The 20,237-nt window shown below is 69.6% G+C and carries 13 protein-coding genes and 1 pseudogene; 11 read left to right on the plus strand and 3 right to left on the minus strand.

Translation table 11 applies throughout. The annotated features are described in order from the left end of the window. Nucleotides 1-35 precede the first annotated feature (35 nt). Together ACSMXV_RS30825 and hflX are read left to right on the plus strand one after the other, a co-directional pair. Nucleotides 36-1,583 (plus strand): M1 family metallopeptidase, encoded by a 1,548-nt coding sequence (locus ACSMXV_RS30825; RefSeq protein WP_473174413.1) that lies wholly within the window; start codon nt 36-38, stop codon nt 1,581-1,583. 242 nt (nt 1,584-1,825) lie between these two features. Next, on the plus strand, nt 1,826-3,346 hold the full coding sequence (hflX, locus tag ACSMXV_RS30830) for a GTPase HflX (protein ID WP_473174414.1): 1,521 nt from the start codon (nt 1,826-1,828) through the stop codon (nt 3,344-3,346). 133 nt (nt 3,347-3,479) lie between these two features. Here the strand turns inward: hflX and ACSMXV_RS30835 are convergent, their stop codons facing one another. Continuing rightward, the gene (locus ACSMXV_RS30835; protein WP_473174415.1) at nt 3,480-4,697 is read right to left on the minus strand and encodes a trypsin-like serine peptidase; all 1,218 of its coding nucleotides are present in this window, start codon (nt 4,695-4,697) and stop codon (nt 3,480-3,482) included. A 298-nt stretch (nt 4,698-4,995) separates the two neighbouring features. Here ACSMXV_RS30835 and ACSMXV_RS30840 point away from each other — a divergent pair. The 4 genes and pseudogenes from ACSMXV_RS30840 to ACSMXV_RS30855 all read left to right on the plus strand — a co-directional run bounded on the left by ACSMXV_RS30840 (nt 4,996) and on the right by ACSMXV_RS30855 (nt 11,786). Beyond that, nucleotides 4,996-6,353: pseudogene (locus tag ACSMXV_RS30840) on the plus strand (diaminobutyrate--2-oxoglutarate transaminase family protein). 173 nt (nt 6,354-6,526) lie between these two features. After that, complete coding sequence (locus ACSMXV_RS30845; protein WP_473174416.1) at nt 6,527-8,521, plus strand: IucA/IucC family protein; 1,995 nt, start codon at nt 6,527-6,529, stop codon at nt 8,519-8,521. A 49-nt stretch (nt 8,522-8,570) separates the two neighbouring features. Beyond that, nucleotides 8,571-9,602, plus strand: a complete 1,032-nt coding sequence (locus tag ACSMXV_RS30850) for a GNAT family N-acetyltransferase (protein ID WP_473174417.1) — start codon at nt 8,571-8,573, stop codon at nt 9,600-9,602. 183 nt (nt 9,603-9,785) lie between these two features. Further along, nucleotides 9,786-11,786, plus strand: coding sequence for an ATP-dependent DNA helicase (locus tag ACSMXV_RS30855; RefSeq protein ID WP_473174418.1), 2,001 nt, complete (start codon nt 9,786-9,788; stop codon nt 11,784-11,786). A 309-nt stretch (nt 11,787-12,095) separates the two neighbouring features. Here ACSMXV_RS30855 and lexA read toward each other — a convergent pair whose 3' ends face one another. After that, entirely contained in the window at nt 12,096-12,881 is a 786-nt protein-coding gene (gene lexA, locus ACSMXV_RS30860) for a transcriptional repressor LexA (protein ID WP_181864222.1), read from the minus strand. 513 nt (nt 12,882-13,394) lie between these two features. Here lexA and nrdR point away from each other — a divergent pair. Together nrdR and ACSMXV_RS30870 are read left to right on the plus strand one after the other, a co-directional pair. After that, nucleotides 13,395-13,949: a transcriptional regulator NrdR gene (gene nrdR, locus ACSMXV_RS30865; RefSeq protein WP_473174419.1), complete on the plus strand. Its 555-nt coding sequence runs from the start codon at nt 13,395-13,397 to the stop codon at nt 13,947-13,949. 159 nt (nt 13,950-14,108) lie between these two features. Beyond that, the gene (locus tag ACSMXV_RS30870; protein WP_473174420.1) at nt 14,109-17,009 is read left to right on the plus strand and encodes a vitamin B12-dependent ribonucleotide reductase; all 2,901 of its coding nucleotides are present in this window, start codon (nt 14,109-14,111) and stop codon (nt 17,007-17,009) included. A gap of 66 nt (nt 17,010-17,075) precedes the next feature. On the opposite strand, the gene ACSMXV_RS30875 is transcribed toward ACSMXV_RS30870, so the two are convergent. Further along, a complete protein-coding gene (locus tag ACSMXV_RS30875) occupies nt 17,076-17,603 on the minus strand; it encodes a TerD family protein (protein WP_473174421.1) in 528 nt (175 codons plus the stop codon). 180 nt (nt 17,604-17,783) lie between these two features. Between ACSMXV_RS30875 and ACSMXV_RS30880 the strand changes: the two genes are divergently transcribed. The 3 genes from ACSMXV_RS30880 to ACSMXV_RS30890 all read left to right on the plus strand — a co-directional run bounded on the left by ACSMXV_RS30880 (nt 17,784) and on the right by ACSMXV_RS30890 (nt 20,092). Then, entirely contained in the window at nt 17,784-18,389 is a 606-nt protein-coding gene (locus tag ACSMXV_RS30880) for a YdbC family protein (RefSeq protein WP_181661671.1), read from the plus strand. Between the two features lie 122 nt (nt 18,390-18,511). After that, on the plus strand, nt 18,512-19,171 hold the full coding sequence (locus ACSMXV_RS30885) for a histidine phosphatase family protein (protein ID WP_473174422.1): 660 nt from the start codon (nt 18,512-18,514) through the stop codon (nt 19,169-19,171). A 12-nt stretch (nt 19,172-19,183) separates the two neighbouring features. Beyond that, entirely contained in the window at nt 19,184-20,092 is a 909-nt protein-coding gene (locus ACSMXV_RS30890) for an ADP-ribosylglycohydrolase family protein (RefSeq protein WP_473174423.1), read from the plus strand. Nucleotides 20,093-20,237 lie beyond the last annotated feature (145 nt).

Here is a 20,237-nt window from a genome sequence, read left to right on the forward strand (position 1 = left end):
CGGGCTCGGAGGGCGCGCGCTGGTAGCGGTGGTCCATGCTGTTCACCCCTTGGACCAAGGCGCCGCGTGCGAAGGCCTCCCGGACCTTCCGGACCTTCCGCATCGGGACCGCACTGCTTGCCCCGGCGACCTGCGCAGGCCTGATCGCCGCCAGCGCCCCCCTGCCCGTCTCCCCGTCTCCCGGCTCACCGCGAGCGGAGGGAGCCCCCGCACTCGGCATCGGCGACCGGCTCTTCCCCTACCTCGGGAATCCCGGGTACGACGTGGCGTCGTACGACATCTCGTTCACCTATCGCGGCGACAACAAGAAGCCGCTCGACGCCGTCACCAGGATCGACGCCCGGGCGACGGACCGGCTCGGGCGCTTCAACCTCGACTTCTCGCACGGCACGGTCCGGTCGGTCGAGGTCAACGGCGTGCCGGCCCGCTTCGCCCGGGCCGAAGAGGACCTGGTCGTCACGCCTTCCCGGCCGCTGGCGCAGGGCAGCCGGATGCGGGTGACCGTGCGGCACACCAGCAATCCGGTGCCGCCCGACAAGGAGGACGGCGGCTGGGTCCGCACCAAGGACGGCCTCGCCATGGCCAACCAGGCGGACGCCGCGCACCGGGTGTTCCCGTGCAACGACCACCCCTCGGACAAGGCGCTGTTCACGTTCCGCATCACCGCGCCCTCGGGCGTCACCGCCGTCGCCAACGGGCTGCCCGTCGCCAGGGCCCGCGTCGGCTCCACCACCACCTGGGCGTACCGGACGCGCCACCCCATGGCCACCGAGCTCGCCCAGGTGTCCATCGGCAAGTCGACGGTGCTGTACCGGACGGGACCGCGCGGACTGGTCGTACGCGACGTCGTGCCCACCAAGGACCGCAGAATCCTGGAGCCGTGGCTCAAGAAGACCCCGGACCAGATCGCCTGGATGGAGCGGAAGATCGGCCGGTATCCGTTCGAGGCCTACGGCGTGCTGGTCGCCGAGGCCCAGACGGGGTTCGAGCTGGAGACGCAGACGCTCTCTCTCTTCGAGAGAGAGCTCTTCACGGCGCGCGTCCACCCCGGCTGGGCGATCGAGTCGATCATGGTGCACGAACTCGCGCACCAGTGGTTCGGCGACAGCGTGAGCCCGCGCACCTGGTCCGACCTGTGGCTCAACGAAGGGCACGCCACCTGGTACGAGGCCCTCTACGCCGCGGAGAAGGAGGGCCCGTCGCTGGAGGAACGGATGCGTGAGGCGTACCGCTCGTCGGACTCGTGGCGGGCGGACGGCGGACCGCCTGCCGCACCGAAGGCCCCGGAACCCGGCCAGAAGATCAGCATCTTCCGGCCCATCGTCTACGACGGCAGTGCGCTCGTGCTCTACGCGCTGCGGCAGGAGATCGGCCGGGCGCCCTTCGAACAGCTGGAGAGGGCGTGGGTGACCACGTACCGTGACGAGACGGCCACGACGGCGGACTTCGTCTCGCTGGCCTCTCGTATCTCCGGGCGTGACCTGCGGGAATTCTTCAGGGGCTGGCTGTACGGAACGAAGACGCCGCCGATGCCGGGGCACGCGGACTGGCGCACCGAAGCACCGGGTCGGCCCGCGGAATGACCGGCTGTAGTCCGGCGGACAAGCGGGGGTCACCCCGCCGAACTCCGGCGAATAACCCGGATGACGAGGCAGGCCGTGCCGTGCGACCATCTTCACGTCGGCGGCGCGGCCGCTCCGGACTTCCGGTGGCATCCCGGGACGTCCCTGCTGTGACGCGGGAATCCCAGGACGGCCCCGATCGTTGACCACGATGACGGCTCACAGCCGTCACCGATTCACTCCCGTATCGACGTAAGGATCCAATGACCTCCTCTTCTTCCCCTTCCCAGGACGAGCAGCGCTTCGCTCAGAACTACCCCGAGGGTCTTCGGGCCGATGCCCTGATGGAAGAGGACGTCGCCTGGAGCTACGAGATCGACGGAGACCGGGACGGAGACCAGTTCGACCGTCACGACCGCGCGGCTCTGCGCCGTGTGGCCGGGCTCTCCACCGAACTCGAGGACGTCACCGAGGTCGAGTACCGGCAGCTCCGCCTGGAGCGCGTGGTGCTCGTCGGCGTGTGGACCTCGGGGACCGTGACCGACGCGGAGAACTCGCTGGCCGAGCTGGCCGCACTGGCCGAGACCGCCGGCGCGGTGGTGCTCGACGGCGTCATCCAGCGCCGCGACAAGCCCGACCCGGCCACCTACATCGGCTCGGGCAAGGCCCAGGAACTGCGCGACATCGTGCTGGACACCGGGGCCGACACCGTGGTCTGCGACGGTGAGCTCACCCCGGGCCAGCTGATCCACCTCGAGGACGTCGTCAAGGTCAAGGTGGTAGACCGTACCGCCCTGATCCTGGACATCTTCGCCCAGCACGCCAAGTCCCGAGAGGGCAAGGCGCAGGTCTCGCTCGCGCAGATGCAGTACATGCTGCCGCGCCTGCGCGGCTGGGGTCAGTCGCTGTCCCGGCAGATGGGTGGCGGTGGCTCCGGCTCCTCGGGCGGCGGCATGGCCACCCGTGGTCCCGGTGAGACCAAGATCGAGACGGACCGGCGGCGCATCCGCGAGAAGATGGCCAAGATGCGCCGGGAGATCGCGGATATGAAGACCGGCCGCGAGATCAAGCGCCAGGAGCGCCGGCGCAACAAGGTGCCCTCGGTCGCCATCGCCGGATACACCAACGCGGGCAAGTCCTCGCTGCTCAACCGGCTGACGGGCGCGGGCGTGCTGGTGGAGAACGCCCTGTTCGCCACCCTCGACCCGACCGTGCGCCGGGCCGAGACCCCGAGCGGCCGGCTTTACACGCTGGCCGACACCGTCGGATTCGTCCGGCATCTGCCGCACCACCTCGTCGAGGCGTTCCGCTCCACGATGGAGGAGGTCGGCGACGCCGACCTGATCCTGCACGTGGTGGACGGTGCGCATCCGGCGCCGGAGGAGCAGCTGGCCGCCGTGCGCGAGGTCATCCGCGACGTGGGTGCGACCGCCGTGCCCGAGATCGTGGTGATCAACAAGGCGGACGCGGCCGATCCGCTGGAGCTCCAGCGGCTGCTGCGGATCGAGAAGCGCTCGATCGCCGTGTCGGCCCGCACCGGCCAGGGCATCGACGAGTTGCTCGCGCTCATCGACGACGTTCTGCCGCGGCCCGAGGTCGAGATCGAGGCGCTCGTGCCGTACTCGCTGGGCCGACTGGTCTCGCGCGCACACGCCGAGGGCGACGTGATCTCCGAGGAGCACACCCCGGAGGGCACGCTGCTCAAGGCGCGGGTGCACGAGGAGCTCGCGGCTGATCTGGCACCGTATGTGCCGGCGCTGCCGGGGGCCGGGACCCGTCACTGACCGGCGGCGCCTGAGGCTGAGTAAAGCGTGGCTGAGTAAAGGGCGAGGGCCCGTCCCCTGTGCAGGGGGCGGGCCCTCGCCGTGTCTGTTCGAGACGGGCTTCGTCTTGCCGCCCCCCATTTGCCGGTCGGTCTCAGTCGGCGAACTTCTCGCTCACCGCGTCGTAGATGCCCTCGGCCTCCTTGCCCAGCCGTGGACCCGCCAGCCAGACCGCCGTCACCGGGCCGATCGACGTGTTGGACACCAGCGCCGGCTTCCCGTCCGGCCCCTGGGCGACCCAGCCGCCGCCGGACGAACCGCCGGTCATGGTGCAGCCGATGCGGTACATCGTCGGCGTGGACTCGGACAGCGACAGCCGGCCCGGCTTGTCCGTGCACTGGTACAGCCGCTGACCGTCGAAGGGCGGCGCCGCCGGGTAGCCGATCGCCGTCAGGCTCTCGAGCTCGTTCGCGGCCGGAGCGTCGAAGTCCACGGGAAGGGCCGAACCCACCGTCTCCTCGAGGGACTTGCCCTCGCTGCCCTTCTCGGGCGTCACATGGATCACGGCGAAGTCGTACGGCGCTCCCTGTCCGCCGGTCGGCCCGCCCTGCTCGATCCACTGATCTGAGGTCCCCGCCCAGTCACCCCACCAGACGCCGTAGGGAGCGACCTCCTCCTTCGTGGCGTTCTGCAGCTCCTCGATCGACTTGCCGTCGTTGTTGTACGACGGAACGAAGGCGATGTTGCGGTACCAGCCGCCGTCCTTGCCCGCGTGCACGCAGTGGCCCGCGGTCCACACGAGGTTCGACTTGCCCGGGTGCGCCGGATCCTCGACCACGGTCGCAGAACAGACCATCGAGCCCTCGGGGCCGTCGAAGAAGACCTTGCCCGCCTCGGCAGCGTTGTCGTGGTACGGCGTCTTCACAGTCTGCGCGTTCACGGGGTCGGGTGTGGGGTCCGTGACGCCCTGGTCACCGGCGAGATCGTCGTCGACGGCCTTGTCCGGCTCCTCGGCGTCGCGCATCCGGTCCGGGTCCCAGAGGTCCTCGATGATGGGATTGATGAAGTCGCCGGCCTCGCGCAGCCAGTCGTCCTTGTCCCAGTCCTTCCATGCGCCGTTCTTCCACTTGTCCAGGTCGATCCCGTGCTCCTTGAGCCGGTCCTGGATGTCCTGCGGAATCTCGAACTTGCCGTCGTCCGCCTGTGTGGCGGAGGCCGACGGTTCACCGCCCGCGTTGTCCTCGCCCGAGCCGTCGCAGGCCGTGGCGGTCAGCGCCAGTACGGCTCCGAGGGCTATCGCGCCCGTCACCGACGTTCTGCGTCGCGAGTTACTCCCGCGACGCGCGGCTGGGATCGGGCGGATGGCTCGCATGGTGTAACTCCCCCTGGTTTCCGGACTGTCGGCCCCGTCCTGCCGAACGGCACCCCACACTATGCCGGTGCCGTAGGGGACGGCGGACGGAACGGCAACGGTTCCGTCATGGCAAGGATCTTCCCCCAACCCGTGATCCTCCGGCCCCGGCGTCGTTGGAAACCTACGGGGCAGTCGCTCCGTGCGCTCAGCCCCCGTCAACTCGCCTGCGACAGCGGGACCTCGCCCAGGTGGGAGCGGGAACTCGCCTGGTACGCAGCGGGACTTCGCCCAGACAGCAGCGGGAGGACCGACAGTCGTGGCCGTGACAGAGCCTGCGCCCGCGGCGGCGCCCGTCGCATACGAGGGGATTCTGCGCCGCCAGTCGGCGCGCGAATCAGCCGCGCGCACGTATGCCCGCGCCCTGCCGATCGTGCCCGTGCGGGCGCGCGGCCTGACGATCGAGGGCGCGGACGGCCGGCGCTATCTCGACTGCCTCTCCGGCGCGGGCACTTTGGCGCTCGGACACAACCACCCGGTCGTTCTCGAGGCGATCAGGAAAGTCCTCGACTTCGGTGCGCCCCTGCACGTCTTGGACCTGGCCACACCCGTCAAGGACTCCTTTACGACAGAGCTGTTCCGCACACTTCCGCCCCGCCTCGCCGACCGCGCCCGCATCCAGTTCTGCGGCCCGGCGGGCACGGACGCGGTCGAGGCCGCACTGAAACTGGTGCGTACGGCGACCGGCGGAGCGACGTACTGGCCTTCACCGGTGCGTACCACGGCATGACGGCCGGGGCGCTCGACGCGTCCGGTGGCGCGACGGGCGTACGCGTGGCGCGACTGCCGTATCCGCAGGACTACCGCTGCCCGTTCGGCATCGGCGGCAGCCGCGGCGCCGAGCTCGCCGCGCGCTGGACCGAGAACGTCCTCGACGATCCCAAATCCGGGGTTCCGCAGCCCGCCGGGATGATCCTCGAACCGGTGCAGGGAGAGGGCGGCGTGATCCCCGCCCCCGACGACTGGCTGCGGCGCATGCGCGAGATCACGGCGGCCCGGTCCATTCCTCTGATTGCCGACGAGGTGCAGACCGGGGTCGGGCGGACCGGGATGTTCTGGGCGGTCGAGCACAGCGGCATCACACCGGACGTGATGGTGCTGTCCAAGGCGATCGGGGGCAGCCTGCCGCTGGCCGTCGTGGTCTACCGGGATGATCTCGACGCCTGGGGACCCGGCGCCCACGCGGGCACGTTCCGCGGCAACCAGCTCGCCATGGCGGCGGGCGCGGCCACCCTGGCGTACGTCCGGGAGAACCGGCTCGCGGAGCGCGCCGGGGTGCTGGGCGCTCGCATGCTCGGCCAACTCCAGGGACTCGCCGCCGAGTACGCGTGCATCGGCGACGTGCGCGGCCGCGGACTGATGATCGGCATCGAACTGGTCGATACCGCAGCCGAGGACCCCACGGCGCCCGGACCACCGCCCGCGGCACCTGAACTGGCCGCCGACGTCCAGCGCGAGTGCCTGCGCCGCGGACTGATCGTGGAGCTCGGTGGCCGCCACTCCAGCGTCGTACGTCTTCTTCCGCCGCTCACTCTCACGGACGAGCAGGCCTCCGCCGTTCTCGACCGTCTCGCCGACGCGCTGGCCGCAGCGACGCACCGCCACCACGTCGAATAGAGCCGACCCGAGTCGAACAGAGCCGATCAGATACGCCACAGACGGCCCACAGCCACCGCGGTCCGTCCCCGTACGAACCCGAACGACCCCACGAGGAAGCCCCCTTGAACGCCACTCCCGCACCAGAAGGCCGCCCCCACCCCCCTCTGCGCAGCGCAAGCAGCACGCCGCAGATGCCGTTGCTTGCGGAGCCCTGCCCGGTCCCCCGGCAGCAGGAGGGCGGCCAGGCGGCCGAGCGCCTGCACGGCGCCACCGCCGACCTGCTGGAACACCCCGATCCGGGGATCGCCGCGCAGGGGGCGGCGGTCGAGAACCTGCTGCGCTGCTGGGTGCGGGAGAAGAAGCTCGCCGCACCGGAACAGGGCACGTTGCGTATTCCGCTCGAGGCCAGTTGCACCGCGCTTCTCGTGCCCGTGCACTACTGGTCGGCCTGCGGATGGCACCGCTTCGGCCTGCCGTACCTCGAGGACGGCCCGGACGGTGCGCCCTCGCTCGACGCGGTCACGGTCGCGGCGCTGCTGGCCCGTGAGTGCCTGCGCGAAACGGCTGACGAGGAGGCGTATGGAGTCACGGAGTCGGAGGACATCGGTGGGGCAGAGGCCGTAAGCGGCGGTCTGACCGGAGCGACCAGTCAGGCCGTCGAGGACGTTCCGGATGATCGCGCTGTTCCGTTCGTTCCGGGCGCTCCGGCCGCTCGGGCGGTTCAGATCGGCGACGGAGGGGACTTCGTCGGACAGTGCGTCGATTCCGTGCGCCGTACCGCCGAGTTCATCGCCGACCGCAGGACTGATCCCGGCGAGGCGCCGGATCTCTTTCTGGCCGCCGAACAGTCCCTGCTCCTCGGACACCCCCTGCACCCGGTCCCGAAGAGCCGCGAAGGACTGTCCGATGCCGAATCCCGGATGTACTCACCGGAGTTGCGGGGCGCCTTCCCCCTGCACTGGATGGCTGTGGCCCCCTCCGTCCTCGCCACCGACTCCGCGTGGACCGAGCGTGGCCGCCACGTCCCCGCCGCGCAGCTCACCGCCTTCCTGGCCGGTGACGGACTGCCGCTGCCCGACGGGTACACCGCCCTGCCGATGCATCCCTGGCAGATCCGCGAGGTCACCCGCCGTGCGGAGACCGCCGAGCTTCTCGCCGCCGGCCTCCTCCAGAACCTTGGCCCTTACGGCTCCCAGTGGCATCCCACCTCCTCCGTACGCACCGTGTACCGCTCCGGCGCACCCGCGATGCTCAAGCTGTCGCTGGGACTGCGCATCACCAACTCCCGCCGGGAGAACCTCCGCAAGGAGCTCCACCGGGGCGTCGAGGTCCACCGTCTGCTGCGCAGCGGCCTCGCGGAGCAGTGGCAGAAGGCGCACCCGGGCTTCGACATCGTGCGCGACCCGGCCTGGCTCGCCGTCGACGGACCCGACGGCGCACCCGTACCCGGGCTCGACGTCATGATCCGGCACAACCCCTTCGGCCCGGGGGACGACGTCTCCTGCATCGCCGGACTCGTGTCGCCCCGGCCTGTGGTCCAGCCTGCCGGACAGGACCGGACCCCCATGCGGTCCCGGCTCACCGAGCTCGTGACCAGACTGGCCGGACGGACGGGCCGGCCCAGGGGAGCCGTCGCCGCCGAGTGGTTTCTGCGCTATCTGCAGCTGGTCGTACGCCCCGTGCTGTGGCTCGACAGCGAGGCGGGTGTCGCCCTGGAAGCCCATCAGCAGAACACGCTCGTGCTGCTGGACTCCGACGGCTGGCCTGTGGGCGGCCGATACCGGGACAACCAGGGGTACTACTTCCGCGAGTCCCGGCGCGACGAACTCGACAAGCGCCTCCCCGGCATCGGCGAACTCAGCGACACCTTCGTCTCCGACGCGGTCACGGACGAGCGCTTCGCCTACTACCTGGCCATCAACAACGTGTTCGGCCTGATCGGAGCCTTCGGCTCCCAGCGTCTCGCCGACGAACAGCTGTTGCTCGCCGCGTTCCGCCGTTTCCTCGGTGATGTCGCGACGGGACCGGCGGGGCTGTGCACTCCGCTTCCCGAGCAGCTCCTCGAATCACCCGTGCTGCGCTGCAAGGCCAACCTGCTCACGCGGGTTCGCGGTCTCGATGAACTGGTCGGCCCGGTCGACACCCAGTCCGTCTACGTCACGATCGCCAACCCCCTTCGTTCCTGATCGCTGAGGAACACAACCCGACCCACCCGTCCGAGAGAGGAGCGTCGCCATGGCTCCCACCGATGCGAGCACCGACGCCGGTTTCACCACCGCCACCGAGACCGGCCCAGGGACCGGTATGGAGAGAGGTTCTGCCACCGCGGCCGACACCAGGGCCGAGACCGGGACCGGCACGGGTGGGGGCATGGGCGAGGAACCCGGATCGGACGCGAACAGCCAGGACACTCTGGACCTGCGCCTGCCGGACGAGGTCATCGCCACCTTCACCGAGACCGTCCAGGGCGACGAGGCCGACGGGCCCGCCGGGGGAGCAGGGGCCACCGCAAACGGTGCGGAGCTCCCGTCGGCCGTCGGCGTCAGAATTCCTGCCGACAGGTACGGCGACAGGTACGGCGACAGGGGCGGCGACAGGTACGGCGACACGCACGCCGACATGCATGGCGCGGCGCATGCCGGCACACAGCGCATCACGCAGCCCATGCCGGCGGACCTCGCGGCCTTCGCCGACGACGATCTGCTCGACCACATCGCCGACTGGGGCCCGACCAGCACACCCGCAGGAGTCTTCAGGCTCGTACCGGTACGCATCGAGCGCGATCTGCCGCTCATCAGCCGATGGATGAACGATCCGGCCGTTGCTGCGTTCTGGGAGTTGGACGGCCCCGACTCCGTCACGGAGGCCCATCTGCGTCCCCAGATCGAAGGCGACGGACGGAGCGTGCCCTGTCTCGGCGTGCTCGACGGCGCGCCCATGAGCTACTGGGAGATCTACCGCGCGGACCTCGACCCGGTCGCCCGCTACTACCCCGCCCGTCCGCACGACACCGGAGTCCACCTCCTCATCGGCGGTGTCGCCCACCGCGGCCGAGGACTCGGCACGGCCCTCCTCAGAGCCGTCGCCGATCTCGTGCTCGGCCACCGCCCCCCATGCACCCGCGTGATCGCCGAACCCGATCTACGCAACGTCCCCTCCGTCGCCGCGTTTCTGAACGCCGGTTTCCGCTTCTCCGCGGAGGTCGACCTCCCTGGCAAGCGGGCCGCACTCATGGTCCGGGATCGCGACCCGCGTGATCCGCGGTAGGCGCGATCCTCTCCGCCCTCGCCGCGGCCGGCGTCGGGGCTCCCTCCTGATCCAGTCCAGATCCAGTCCAGGCAGGTCCGGGCGGCCTGCGGCACCCACCTGTGCCCGATGCTCGAACAGGCCATGGCGGCGTCCCGTCTCCTGGCCGGGACTGTCAGAGCCACGCACTAGGGTGGACGGCCTATGACGAAGCCCTCACTCCCCGAACTCCTGCACGCCGCTGTCACCGCAGTCGGCGGCACGGAGCGGCCTGGCCAGGTGGCCATGGCCGAAGCCGTCGCCCAGGCGATCGACGACGGCTCGCATCTGCTCGTCCAGGCGGGCACCGGCACCGGTAAGTCGCTGGGCTATCTGGTGCCCGCGCTGGCGCAAGGAGACCGGGTCGTCGTGGCGACGGCCACCCTGGCGCTGCAGCGCCAGCTCGTGGAGCGGGACCTTCCGCGTACGGTCGAGGCGCTGCATCCGCTGCTGCGGCGCCGCCCCGAGTTCGCCATGCTCAAGGGGCGCTCGAACTATCTCTGCCTGCACCGCCTCCACGAGGGCATGCCGCAGGACGAGGAGGAGGGCCTCTTCGACCAGTTCGAGGCGGCCGCACCCACCAGCAAGCTCGGCCAGGACCTGCTGAGAATGCGGGACTGGGCGGACGAGACGGAGACCGGCGACCGCGACGACCTCACCCCGGGCGTCTCCGACCGGGCCTGGTCGCAGGTGTCCGTGTCGTCCCGGGAGTGCCTGGGCGCCTCGAAGTGCGCGTATGGCGCCGAGTGCTTCGCCGAGATGGCGCGCGAGCGCGCGAAGCTCGCAGAGGTCGTCGTCACCAACCACGCGCTTCTCGCCATCGATGCGATCGAGGGCGCGCCGGTCCTCCCGCAGCACGAAGTGCTCATCGTCGACGAGGCCCACGAACTGGTCTCCCGGGTGACGGGCGCCGCCACCGGCGAGCTCACTCCCGGCCAGGTCAATCGTGCGGTGCGCCGCGCCGCCAAGCTGGTGAACGAGAAGGCGGCCGATCAGCTGCAGACCGCCGCCGAGGGCTTCGAGCGGCTGATGGAGCTGGCCCTTCCGGGCCGGCTGGAGGAGATCCCCGAGGACCTGGGCTATGCGCTGCTGGCGCTGCGCGATGCCGCCCGCACTGTGATCTCGGCTCTTGGCACCACCCGTGACAAGTCCGTCCAGGACGAGGACGCGGTGCGCAAGCAGGCCCTGGCATCCGTCGAGACAGTGCACGACGTGGCGGAGCGGATCACGAACGGCTCCGAGTGGGACGTCGTCTGGTACGAACGCCATGACCGCTTCGGCGCCTCGCTGCGGGTAGCCCCCATGTCCGTGTCCGGCCTGCTCCGCGAGAAGCTCTTTGCCGACCGCTCAGTGACCCTGACCTCGGCGACGCTGAGGCTGGGCGGCGATTTCAACGGTGTGGGGGCCTCGCTGGGCCTGGCCCCCGAAGGCATCGCGGGAACACCGGGCAATGAGGACGAGGATCTGCCCGTATGGAAGGGCATCGACGTCGGATCGCCGTTCGACTACCGCAAGCAGGGCATCCTTTACGTCGCCAAGCATCTGGCCCGTCCCGCGCGGGACGGAGAGCGCGGTGACATGCTCGACGAGCTCACCGAGCTGATCCAGGCGGCGGGCGGCCGCACGCTGGGCCTGTTCTCCTCCATGCGCGGCGCCCAGTCCGCGGCCGAGGCGCTGCGGGCCCGCATCCCCGAGTTCCCGATACTGCTGCAGGGGGAGGAGACCCTCGGCGAGCTGATCAAGAACTTCGCGGCCGATCCTAAGGCGTGTCTGTTCGGCACGCTCTCGCTCTGGCAGGGTGTCGACGTCCCGGGCCCCAGCTGTCAGCTGGTGGTCATGGACAAGATCCCCTTCCCGCGCCCCGACGATCCGCTGATGAGCGCCCGGCAGAAGGCCGTCGAGGACAACGGCGGCAATGGCTTCATGGCCGTCGCGGCAACCCATGCGGCGCTATTGATGGCCCAGGGGGCGGGGCGTCTCGTACGGGCGTCGGGGGACCGCGGAGTGGTCGCCGTACTGGATCCGAGACTGGCCACGGCCCGGTACGGCAGCTATCTGAAGGCGTCCCTGCCCGATTTCTGGTACACGACGGACCGCAACCAGATCCGCCGCTCACTGGCAGCGATCGACGCGGCCGCCAGGGCCGCCGCGGCGGAGGCCCAGTAGGCCCTGGCCCGTTCCGGCGGCGGCCGCGGCCGCACAGGCGGAGGCCCACTGGGCCCATGGCCGCACAGGCGGGGCGCCACACCGGCCATCACTCAGCCGGGCACCACCACGCCGCGAGGGCACCGGCCAGGCATTCATCCGCCCACCTACCGCAACCATCAATTGAGGAACCCCAACGGCGAGCAATCAGCTCCGCGAGTGGGGGTCCCCTCGGACGGAGTCTGGAGGGAGGCAGAGGTTCAGCCGCAAAAAACGGCAGGGCCCCGGGACCGGCGCAGTTGGTCCCGGGGCCCGGTCAGGGGCGGAGTGTCACACCCGCCGCAGCACCGCCACCACCTTGCCGAGGATCGTCGCCTCGTCACCGGGGATCGGCTGGTACGCGGAGTTGTGCGGGAGCAGCCACACATGGCCGTCCTCGCGCTTGAAGCGCTTGACCGTCGCCTCGCCGTCGAGCATCGCCGCGACGATGTCGCCGTTCTCGGCGACCGGCTGGCGGCGGACCGTCACCCAGTCCCCGTCACAGATGGCGGCCTCGATCATGGAGTCACCGACGACCTTCAGGACGAAGAGCTCGCCGTCGCCCACGAGCTGCCGGGGCAGCGGGAACACGTCCTCGACCGACTCCTCGGCGAGGATCGGGCCACCGGCCGCGATACGGCCGACCAGCGGTACGTACGACGCGGCCGGCTTGCCCGCCGTGTCGGTGGGCTGGACCGTCGGCTGGTCGGCGCCTCGGACCTCGTACGCGCGCGGGCGGTGGGGGTCGCGGCGAAGGAAGCCCTTGCGCTCCAGAGCCATCAGCTGGTGAGCCACCGAAGAGGTGCTGGAGAGACCGACCGCCTGCCCGATCTCGCGCATCGACGGCGGGTAACCCCGCCGCTGCACGGAGTCCCTGATGACCTCGATGACCCGCCGCTGCCGGTCGGTGAGCCCCGAGCTGTCCGCCCGGATGCCTGGAGGTCGGCCCGGCAGGGAGCGGGCGGGCTTTGGCCCCTCCTGGTTTGTGATTGCGTCGTTCATGGCATGCACCGGCTCGAGTCGGCCCTGGGAGCGATCCTGGGCAGTGATGGTGGCACTGTCTGCGGTGGTGGTCACGTCGGTCGGCCCCTCTCGAGATGTTCTCCCTGGCTGACAACGGTAGTTGCTTTCGAAAGGTTGCGCCAAACACACGTTCGAGTGAAATATCGCGTATTGCCGCACTTGATCATGGGTCCGGGTGTATGGCTGCCGCCCGTCGTGTCAGGCATATGGGTTCAATCCGCTACGATTCACCGCCGGGATCGAGAGCCCCTTGTGGGGGCCTCCAGTCTGCCATCCGGGCTCCGGCCGCCCGGGCACCGACCCGGATTCCGTGCGGCGCGGACGCGACATGCGACCCGACGTGCAGCGATACGTGCGCGAACCTCCTGTCACTTCGCGATGCGACACGCGATGGGGCCGAAAGTGCGGCCAAACCCCAGATCTAGTGGTTGGATTGCAGTCGTAGCCCAGAGGTTGTGGTCCCTGGTCCTACGGGCCCTCCGGCATCGCCTATGCTTGGGGCTGCTTCGAGGGGCGTGTGACGCCTTTTGGGGCTATTGAGTCTGCTGTGAAGGAGGGTTGGAAGTCATGCACTGCCCCTTCTGCAGGCACCCCGACAGCCGAGTCGTCGACAGTCGTACGACCGACGACGGCACGTCGATCCGCAGGCGCCGCCAGTGCCCCGACTGCTCCCGGCGGTTCACGACCGTGGAGACCTGCTCGCTGATGGTGATCAAGCGCAGCGGGGTGACGGAGCCCTTCAGCCGCACCAAGGTCATCAACGGCGTGCGCAAGGCGTGCCAGGGACGGCCTGTCACCGAGGATGCCCTCGCCCAACTCGGCCAGCGGGTCGAGGAGGCCGTGCGCGCCACCGGCAGCGCCGAGCTGACCACCCATGACGTGGGGCTGGCCATTCTCGGCCCGCTGCAGGAACTCGACCTTGTCGCCTATCTGCGCTTCGCGTCCGTGTACCGGGCGTTCGACTCGCTCGAGGACTTCGAGGCCGCCATCACGGAGCTGAGGGAGAACCCGGCACAGCAGCCCGCCGCGGACGCGCAGTGCGCGGGCGCAGGACGTGAAGCAACCGACCGCGGGTCCGGAGGGACTGCCGAAGTCCCCGTGCCCGCCGCTGCCGCCGACTGACCGGCAGGCCCGGGCCGGGCGGACCGGCGGGCCGGAGATCGGCGGCGATCAAAGACCTGTTGTGGGCGGCAAGAGCGGCGCCCGCAATACAAGACAGACACCGTGCCACGGGAAGAACGAGGCACTTCAGGGCGTTTTAGCCCGATACAGGGAGGCGGCATGACAGAGACGGCGAGTGGCCCGGCAGCACGAGGTTCCCGCGCGAAGGGTGCCAAGGCGAGCAAGGGGCTGCGCATCGAGCGCATCCACACCACCCCCGGCGTGCATCCGTACGATGAGGTGGTCTGGGAGCGCCGTGACGTCGTCATGACCAACTGGCGCGACGGCTCGGTCAACTTCGAGCAGCGTGGCGTCGAGTTCCCCGACTTCTGGTCGGTGAACGCGGTCAACATCGTCACCAGCAAGTACTTCCGCGGTGCCGTCGGCACCCCGCAGCGCGAGGTGAGCCTCAAGCAGCTCATCGACCGCATCGTGAAGACGTACCGGAAGGCCGGTGAGGACTACAAGTACTTCGCCTCGCCCGCCGACGCCGAGATCTTCGAGCACGAGCTGGCGTACGCCCTCCTGCACCAGATCTTCAGCTTCAACAGCCCCGTCTGGTTCAACGTCGGAACCCCGCAGCCGCAGCAGGTCTCCGCGTGCTTCATCCTGTCCGTCGACGACTCCATGGAGTCGATCCTCGACTGGTACAAGGAAGAGGGCATGATCTTCAAGGGCGGCTCCGGCGCCGGCCTGAACCTCTCCCGTATCCGCTCCTCCAAGGAGCTGCTGTCCTCCGGTGGCAACGCCTCCGGCCCGGTGTCCTTCATGCGCGGCGCCGACGCCTCCGCCGGAACGATCAAGTCCGGTGGCGCCACGCGCCGCGCGGCGAAGATGGTCATCCTCGACGTCGACCACCCGGACATCGAGGACTTCATCGAGACCAAGGTGAAGGAAGAGGAGAAGATCCGCGCGCTGCGCGATGCGGGCTTCGACATGGACCTGGGCGGCGAGGACATCACCTCCGTCCAGTACCAGAACGCCAACAACTCGGTCCGTGTGAACGACGAGTTCATGAAGGCCGTCGAGAACGGCGAGAAGTTCGGCCTGCGTGCCCGTATGACCGGTGAGGTCATCGAGGAGGTCGACGCCAAGGCGCTGTTCCGCAAGATGGCCGAGGCCGCGTGGGCGTGCGCCGACCCGGGCATCCAGTACGACGACACCATCAACCACTGGCACACGTGCCCGGAGTCCGGCCGTATCAACGGCTCGAACCCGTGCAGCGAGTACATGCACCTGGACAACACGTCCTGCAACCTCGCCTCGCTGAACCTGATGAAGTTCCTGAAGGACGACGGCAAGGGCAACCAGTCCTTCGACGTCGAGCGCTTCTCGAAGGTCGTCGAGCTCGTCATCACGGCGATGGACATCTCCATCTGCTTCGCGGACTTCCCCACCCAGAAGATCGGCGAGAACACCCGCGCCTTCCGCCAGCTCGGCATCGGCTACGCCAACCTCGGCGCCCTGCTGATGGCGACCGGCCACGCGTACGACTCGGACGGCGGCCGCGCGCTCGCCGGTGCCATCACCTCCCTGATGACCGGCACCTCGTACAAGCGCTCCGCCGAGCTCGCCGCGGTCGTCGGCCCGTACGACGGCTACGCCCGCAACGCGCAGCCGCACCAGCGCGTCATGAAGCAGCACGCCGACGCCAACGCCACGGCCGTCCGCATGGACGACCTGGACACGCCGATCTGGGCCGCCGCCACGGAGGCCTGGCAGGACGTCGTCCGCCTCGGTGAGAAGAACGGCTTCCGCAACTCGCAGGCCTCCGTCATCGCCCCGACCGGCACCATCGGTCTCGCGATGTCCTGCGACACCACCGGTCTCGAGCCCGACCTCGCGCTGGTCAAGTTCAAGAAGCTCGTCGGCGGCGGCTCGATGCAGATCGTCAACGGCACCGTGCCGCAGGCCCTGCGCCGCCTGGGCTACCAGGAGGAGCAGATCGAGGCGATCGTCGCCCACATCGCCGAGCACGGCAATGTGATCGACGCCCCGGGCCTCAAGCCCGAGCACTACGAGGTCTTCGACTGCGCCATGGGCGAGCGCTCCATCTCCGCGATGGGTCACGTCCGCATGATGGCCGCCATCCAGCCGTGGATCTCCGGCGCCCTCTCCAAGACGGTCAACCTCCCCGAGAGCGCCACCGTCGAGGACGTCGAAGAGGTCTACTTCGAGGCGTGGAAGATGGGCGTCAAGGCGCTCGCGATCTACCGCGACAACTGCAAGGTCGGCCAGCCGCTCTCCGCGAAGACCAAGGAGAAGGAGAAGGCCGAGGTCACCGAGAAGGCCGAGGAGACCATCCGGGCCGCGGTCGAGAAGGTGGTCGAGTACCGCCCGGTCCGCAAGCGTCTGCCGAAGGGCCGTCCCGGCATCACCACGTCCTTCACGGTCGGTGGCGCCGAGGGCTACATGACCGCCAACTCCTACCCGGACGACGGTCTCGGCGAGGTCTTCCTGAAGATGTCCAAGCAGGGCTCCACCCTCGCCGGCATGATGGACGCCTTCTCCATCGCCGTCTCGGTCGGTCTGCAGTACGGCGTGCCGCTGGAGACGTACGTCTCGAAGTTCACCAACATGCGCTTCGAGCCGGCCGGCATGACGGACGACCCGGACGTGCGGATGGCGCAGTCGATCGTCGACTACATCTTCCGCCGCCTGGCGCTGGACTTCCTGCCCTTCGAGACGCGCTCGGCGCTCGGCATCCACTCGGCCGAGGAGCGCCAGCGCCACCTGGAGACCGGTTCGTACGAGCAGTCCATCGACGACGCCGAGGTGGACGTCGAGGGCCTGGCCCAGTCCGCGCCGCGGGCGCAGGAGCTGAAGGCCGTGGCCGCCGCGCCCAAGGAGGAGGCGGCCAAGCCCGCCCCGAAGCAGGCGCACACCAGCGCCGAGCTGGTCGAGATGCAGCTGGGCATCCAGGCCGACGCCCCGCTGTGCTTCTCCTGCGGCACCAAGATGCAGCGCGCCGGGTCCTGCTACATCTGCGAGGGCTGCGGGTCGACCAGCGGCTGCAGCTGATTGACCCAGAGCCCGTGAGGGGCGGTACGGCCACCGGCCGTGCCGCCCCTCACGGCGTCCCGTAGATCACGAACGGCTGCCCATGACGGCGGCGAACGACTCCGGATCCCCGTCGAAGCCGCGCAGCGCCTCGCGGAGCTCCCACTCCCCGGAGGCATCGCGGGCGAACTCCGCGACGGTGGCCGCGGTGGATTCTGCTACCCGTGCGAAGTCGTCCGCAGCCAGCTCCGTATGGCCTTCTGCGATCACCACGCGCGGGTTGGCGATGTCCTGGAAAGTCCGGTCGCCGCTGCGCTGCTGGATGATCACGCCGACCACCACGCGCGTGTACCCGGCTGCCAGCCGCTCGAGCTCCAGGACCATCACCTCGTCGAAGCCGAAGCCCTGACCGGTCCGGCTGTCCCGGCTGAGCGTGATGGTGCCGTCGGGCGACCGGCTGCCGAAGTACACGACGTACGACGGCTTTCCGTACGGTTCTTCCGCCGTGTACGTCGCGGCGATGATGTCGAGGTCGTGTGGCGGACGGCCCAGTGGGCTGGGGTCCCACCGAAGCCGTATTTCGACCTTCTTGAGTCCCTTGTTGAGACTGGCCAAGAGACCTGCCCTCCCGAATCCGGCCTGCGGCCGTACCTGTCCGTCTGTTACGTCTGGTGTCCAGTATGGTTCCTCCGCGTGCTGCATGCGGTGGTCAACAGCCGTAGATGTCATGGTCGTTGGAGGGATCCTCCGACCGAGAGCGACCGGGGCCGTGCTCCCTGGCCTTACGATGGCGCGGTGCTGGTCAAGTGGATTCGCTGCACCGTGGTGGACCGCCGCGGTTTTGAACGGGGGCAGCGGAAATGGGCGGGGCTTCCGGGGGAGCCGGGTTTCCGTGGGCAGGGCGGGGGTTGGAGCCGCTTGAGGCCCGGGGTGGCCCATGTCTTCGCCTTCTGGGAGAGCCGGACCTTCTACGACTCGTTCATGGCACGCTCGCACGACCGGCTCGCCGCCGCCCAGTCGGGCACCTTCAAGGACGCCCAGGTCAAGCTCTTCGACCACCGGTTCGATGTGAAGACCGGCTTCGAACCCCGTTTCACGGATGCCGACGTGGTGCGCGTCGCTCACTGCCGCGTCCATGCGGACCGCGTCGAACATTTCGCGCTGATGCAGGAGAAGGTGTGGAACCCCGCCATGGCGGGCTCTCCGGGAATGGTGCGGGGCCTGTTCGGTGAGGCGCCCGACCACGAGTTCCTGGTGCTGTCGATGTGGCAGTCGGCCGCCGAACACGGCAAGTACCGCGTCGAGCGTGTGGAACGCCTTGCCCTGCGGGCCCAGACGGACGCGGATGTGGCGGCCCTGGCCGGCGACATCGTGGAGCTGGAGCCCTCGTGGAACGTGTGATGTGGATCGGCGATACGGATGTGTGATGTGCACTGCGCCGTCCTGTGGCAGCGCGCGATAACGCGTCCGCCGGTTGGTCCGTACGTGTGCTCGACCGCCGGACATCGATCTAGGGTTTGAACATGGCACGACCACGGCGCATCGTCCTTGTCCGGCACGGGGAGTCGGTGGGCAATGCCGACGACACCGTGTACGAGCGCGAACCGGACCACGCACTCGCGCTCACCGAGACGGGACGGCGCCAGGCGGAGGAGACCGGCGAGGGGCTGCGGGAACTCTTCGGCCGGGAGCGTGTCAGCGTATACGTGTCGCCGTACCGCCGGACCCATGAGACCCTCCGTGCCTTCAGGCTGGATCCCGAACTGGTACGGATCCGCGAGGAACCGCGGTTGCGCGAGCAGGACTGGGGCAACTGGCAGGACCACGACGACGTACGCCTGCAGAAGGCCTATCGCGACGCCTACGGCCACTTCTTCTACCGCTTCGCGCAGGGCGAGTCGGGCGCCGACGTGTACGACCGGGTGGGGGCGTTCCTGGAGAGCCTGTTCCGCAGCTTCGAGGCGCCGGACCATCCCCCGAACGTGCTGCTGGTCACCCACGGCCTGACCATGCGGCTGTTCTGCATGCGCTGGTTCCACTGGACGGTGGCCGAGTTCGAGTGCCTGTCGAATCCCGGGAACGGCGAGACGCGGATGCTCGTTCTCGGGGAGAACGGCAAGTACACGCTGGACCGGTCGTTCGATCGCTGGCGCGAACCGGAGCCGTACGGGATCACCGGATAAAGTGGCAGCGAGATGACCGCTGACTCCTCTCCCGACGGGCGCCTGGGCCGCGCTCTGGCCAGCCTGCGCGGACTCGCCGTTGGAGACGCGCTGGGCTCGCAGTTCTTCGTGCCTGCGAACTATCCGCTGCTCAAGCGCCGCGAGCTGCCTCCCGCCCCCTGGCAGTGGACGGACGACACCGAGATGGCGTGCTCCATCGTGGCCGTCCTGGCCGCGCACCACCGGATCGACCAGGACGCGCTGGCCCGGTCGTTCGCGGAGCACCACGACTTCGATCGCGGCTACGGGCCCGCGGTGAACCGGTTGCTGCGCCAGATCCGCGAGGGCGGCGACTGGCGCGAGCTGTCCGCCGCGCTGTTCAAAGGTCAGGGTTCCTGGGGCAACGGCGCCGCGATGCGGATCGCGCCCCTCGGCGCCTGGTACGCGGACGACCCCGAGCAGGCCACGCACCAGGCGGAGATCTCGGCCTACCCCACGCATCAGCACCGTGAGGCCGTCGTGGGCGCCATGGCCGTCGCCGCCGCGGCAGCGCTGGCGGCGGATCCCTCGGGCCCTCCCACACCCGACTCGCTGCTCGACGGCGTCATCGCCCTGGTGCCGCGCAGCGCCGTCGGGGCCGGGCTTCGACGGGCCCGGGACATGCTCGACTACGGCGACACGGCGACGGTCGCCGCGGTGCTCGGCTGCGGGCGCCGTACGACGGCCCATGACACGGTGCCGTTCGCGCTCTGGTCGGCGGCGCGGGGCCTCGGCGACTACGAGAACGCGTTCTGGAACACCGCCCAGGCGGGCGGCGACGTGGACACGACCTGCGCCATCGTGGGCGGCGTGATAGCCGGGTGCAAGGCGGGAGCGCCACCGGCGGAATGGCTGAACCGGACGGAGGCCTTGCCGGCCTGGGGGACGGGCGGGGCGGCCTGAGGGCATGGTTGCCTGGTGAGCCCGCGAAGCGACCTGTTTTGTTCGTCGGCCCGCTGCCTTCCGGTGGGCCAACTGTCACGGTCATGCCACAGTACGCCCGGCGGGTCTCCTTCCGTCACGTGCGGGGCTAGCCTTTCGGCCACGC

This window comes from Streptomyces sp. DSM 42067 (assembly GCF_055792885.1).

Excerpts from the sequence above, each read along its gene's own strand:
- ACSMXV_RS30825 (WP_473174413.1), top strand. The coding sequence starts at position 36 with ATGCTGTTCACCCCTTGGACCAAGGCGCCGCGTGCGAAGGCCTCCCGG.
- hflX (WP_473174414.1), top strand. The coding sequence starts at position 1,826 with ATGACCTCCTCTTCTTCCCCTTCCCAGGACGAGCAGCGCTTCGCTCAG.
- ACSMXV_RS30835 (WP_473174415.1), bottom strand. The coding sequence starts at position 4,697 with ATGCGAGCCATCCGCCCGATCCCAGCCGCGCGTCGCGGGAGTAACTCG.
- ACSMXV_RS30845 (WP_473174416.1), top strand. The coding sequence starts at position 6,527 with ATGCCGTTGCTTGCGGAGCCCTGCCCGGTCCCCCGGCAGCAGGAGGGC.
- ACSMXV_RS30850 (WP_473174417.1), top strand. The coding sequence starts at position 8,571 with ATGGCTCCCACCGATGCGAGCACCGACGCCGGTTTCACCACCGCCACC.
- ACSMXV_RS30855 (WP_473174418.1), top strand. The coding sequence starts at position 9,786 with ATGACGAAGCCCTCACTCCCCGAACTCCTGCACGCCGCTGTCACCGCA.
- nrdR (WP_473174419.1), top strand. The coding sequence starts at position 13,395 with ATGCACTGCCCCTTCTGCAGGCACCCCGACAGCCGAGTCGTCGACAGT.
- ACSMXV_RS30870 (WP_473174420.1), top strand. The coding sequence starts at position 14,109 with ATGACAGAGACGGCGAGTGGCCCGGCAGCACGAGGTTCCCGCGCGAAG.
- ACSMXV_RS30885 (WP_473174422.1), top strand. The coding sequence starts at position 18,512 with ATGGCACGACCACGGCGCATCGTCCTTGTCCGGCACGGGGAGTCGGTG.
- ACSMXV_RS30890 (WP_473174423.1), top strand. The coding sequence starts at position 19,184 with ATGACCGCTGACTCCTCTCCCGACGGGCGCCTGGGCCGCGCTCTGGCC.